The following is a 2,398-nucleotide window of genomic DNA, read 5'->3' as shown; positions in this document are numbered from 1 at the left end:
TGAGGCCCACCATTGGAAGAACGGGGGCTGGGCCGGAGGGTGTGGCACCAGTGTGGGTGAAGGTGGCCTGTTGTGTCCCCGGGAGCATGATGACTATCATGCCGGGAAGTTCAAGATCGTTGATGTGAACGGGTTGCCGCATGTGGTGTTGCCCAAGCACCTGGATCCTTCCCAGACCCCGCGGCGTAACCGGTACTGGTTCGCCAGTTGGGAAGACCCTTCCAAACCAGGGCAGCAACCAGCCCGGCAAAAGCCACCGGAACAAAAACCAGTCCCGGGTCAGACGAACCCGCCAAAGCCGGACGGCCCGCCACCGGATGCCACCAAACGCAACAGCAGTCGTCGTCGGGGGTCGAGGACCGGGCCGGGTCCTGGGCAGGACCCGCCAGCGGCCACCCCACCTAAAGCAGCCGACAGCTAGAGTATTCGGCAACGCTCGCAAAACGACGTGCTCACCGTCCACGGCGATGATATTTTGAAAGCCATGCTAACCAATGATGTCCGCCAGTCCTATGCGGCACGGGCAGCCGAATACTCCGAGGTGCTTGGCTCAATGAGTCAGATGGCTCCGCAGGATCAGGAAGACATCGCCGGCTGGGCACGGAGCATTGTGGGGCCGATCGCCGATGTTGGTTGCGGCCCGGGTCATTGGACGCAGTTTCTGGCGGATCGGGGTGCCGACGTGATCGGCGTGGATTTCGTCGACGAGTTCCTGGACATCGCCCGATCGCGTTTTCCTCAACAACGCTTCATGAACGCGGATCTGGCCTCGTTGGGTTTCATGGATGGCTCGATGGCAGGGTTGCTCTCCTGGTATTCCACGATCCACTGCGCCCCTGACACCGTACCGGCGATACTGCGGGAATTCGCGCGCGTCCTGCGGCCGCAGGGAACGCTCATGCTCGGGTTCTTCGACGGCGATCGCATTGAGGCCTTCCCCCATCAGGTCGTCCGGGCCTACCGCTGGCCCGCGGACAGCATGATCGACGTGCTGGCCGATGCCGGTTTCTCGGTAATAGACCTGAGCACGCGCACCGACCCCGATGTGCGTCCGCATGCCGCCATCACCGCAAAGCTCGTTCGGCGCTAGGTCTTCCCTCCCCCGGATTGGAAAGACCAGGGCGAACACGCGATGCCGGCATCACTCGCCGTCGCTGACGACCTCCCGCTGTGCTGGAAAGAGTCGCGCAGCACTGAATGCGCAACGGCGCGCACCCGGTTCCGTCCGGCCCCGGCGGGGCCGCGGAAATCAGGTGCGCGCCGTGGTCGCTGCGATCGAATAATCAGGCGTCGGGAATGTGGGTGTGTCCGTCTTCCTTCAGCGCCGCGCGCAGCTTCTGCGCATTCGCGTCCATCTTGGCCGGATCCGGGTTCTCATCCACCCGGCCCAGGTCGAAGTCAGCCAACGAGTTCGTCGGCCACACGTGAACGTGCAGGTGCGGCACCTCGAACCCGGCGATCATGATCCCGGCGCGGGCGGAATTGAAGACGCGCTTCTGGGCCCGGCCGATGTTCCCGGCGACCTTCATCAGGTGCGCCATCAGCTCGTCGGAGGCGTCAGTGAACTCGTCGATCTCCTCGCGCGGAACGACCAGGGTGTGGCCGTCGGTGATCGGTCCAATGGTGAGGAAGGCAACGCACTGCTCGTCCTTCCAGATGAAGCGGCCGGGGATCTCGCCTTCGATGATCTTGGTAAACAGGGTGCTCATGTGCGCCTTTCAGTGGTCGCCCGGCAGCGGCCGGGGTTGTGCGGTGTGGCGGGGTCAGCTGTGCGCCGTGCCGCCCTAGTGGCGGTGGGTTTCGTCGCTGGTTGCCACGTCGTTTTGCGGGTAGGAGCTGTACTGCGACCAGGACCCCGGGTAGAGCGCCGCGTCGATCCCGGCTTCGTGCAGGGCCAGGATCTGGTGCGCGGCGGTGATCCCGGAACCGCAGTAGGCGGCGGCTGCCCGGCCAGAGGGTTCCAGCCCGAGCTTGGCAAAGCCCGCGCGCAGCTGCTCGGGCTGGCGGAAGCGGGCGGCATCGTCCAGGTTCTCGGTGGTGGGACGGTTCAGCGCCCCGGGGATGTGCCCGGCCACCGGGTCCAGGGGTTCTTCCAACCCCAGGTAGCGGGCGGTGGCGCGCGAATCGATCAGCACCCCGTCGAACCCGGCCAGCTCCTGCATTTCCAGCACCGGCATCTGATTCCAGGACAGGCTCACGGTGCCCGGCTCCACCTTGGGCACCTCGGAGGAGAGGATGTACTTCGCGTCCCGCCAGGCCTGCAGTCCCCCGTCGAGCACCGCGACCTTCGTGAAGCCGGCGTGGCGCAACAGCCACCAGGCGCGGGCGGCGGCCATCGCCCCGGCATCGTCGTACACCACCACGCAGCTCTCGTCGTTGATGCCCCAGCCGCGGGCGG

3 protein-coding genes are annotated in these 2,398 nt (G+C 65.6%); 1 reads left to right on the top strand and 2 read right to left on the bottom strand.

Annotated features, from left to right (window positions below; genetic code table 11):
- Window positions 1-448 precede the first annotated feature (448 nt).
- Window positions 449-1,090, top strand: coding sequence for a class I SAM-dependent methyltransferase (locus tag JCM19049_RS11860; RefSeq protein ID WP_279403086.1), 642 nt, complete (start codon window positions 449-451; stop codon window positions 1,088-1,090).
- Between the two features lie 193 nt (window positions 1,091-1,283).
- Here the strand turns inward: JCM19049_RS11860 and JCM19049_RS11855 are convergent, their stop codons facing one another.
- Together JCM19049_RS11855 and JCM19049_RS11850 are read right to left on the bottom strand one after the other, a co-directional pair.
- Complete coding sequence (locus tag JCM19049_RS11855) at window positions 1,284-1,709, bottom strand: HIT family protein (protein WP_054821694.1); 426 nt, start codon at window positions 1,707-1,709, stop codon at window positions 1,284-1,286.
- 75 nt (window positions 1,710-1,784) lie between these two features.
- The coding region (locus tag JCM19049_RS11850; RefSeq protein ID WP_054821693.1) for a sulfurtransferase at window positions 1,785-2,398 on the bottom strand (614 nt) is incomplete at its 5' end.

This window comes from Arthrobacter sp. JCM 19049, assembly GCF_001310435.1.
This window is presented reverse-complemented; position numbering and strand designations above follow the sequence as displayed.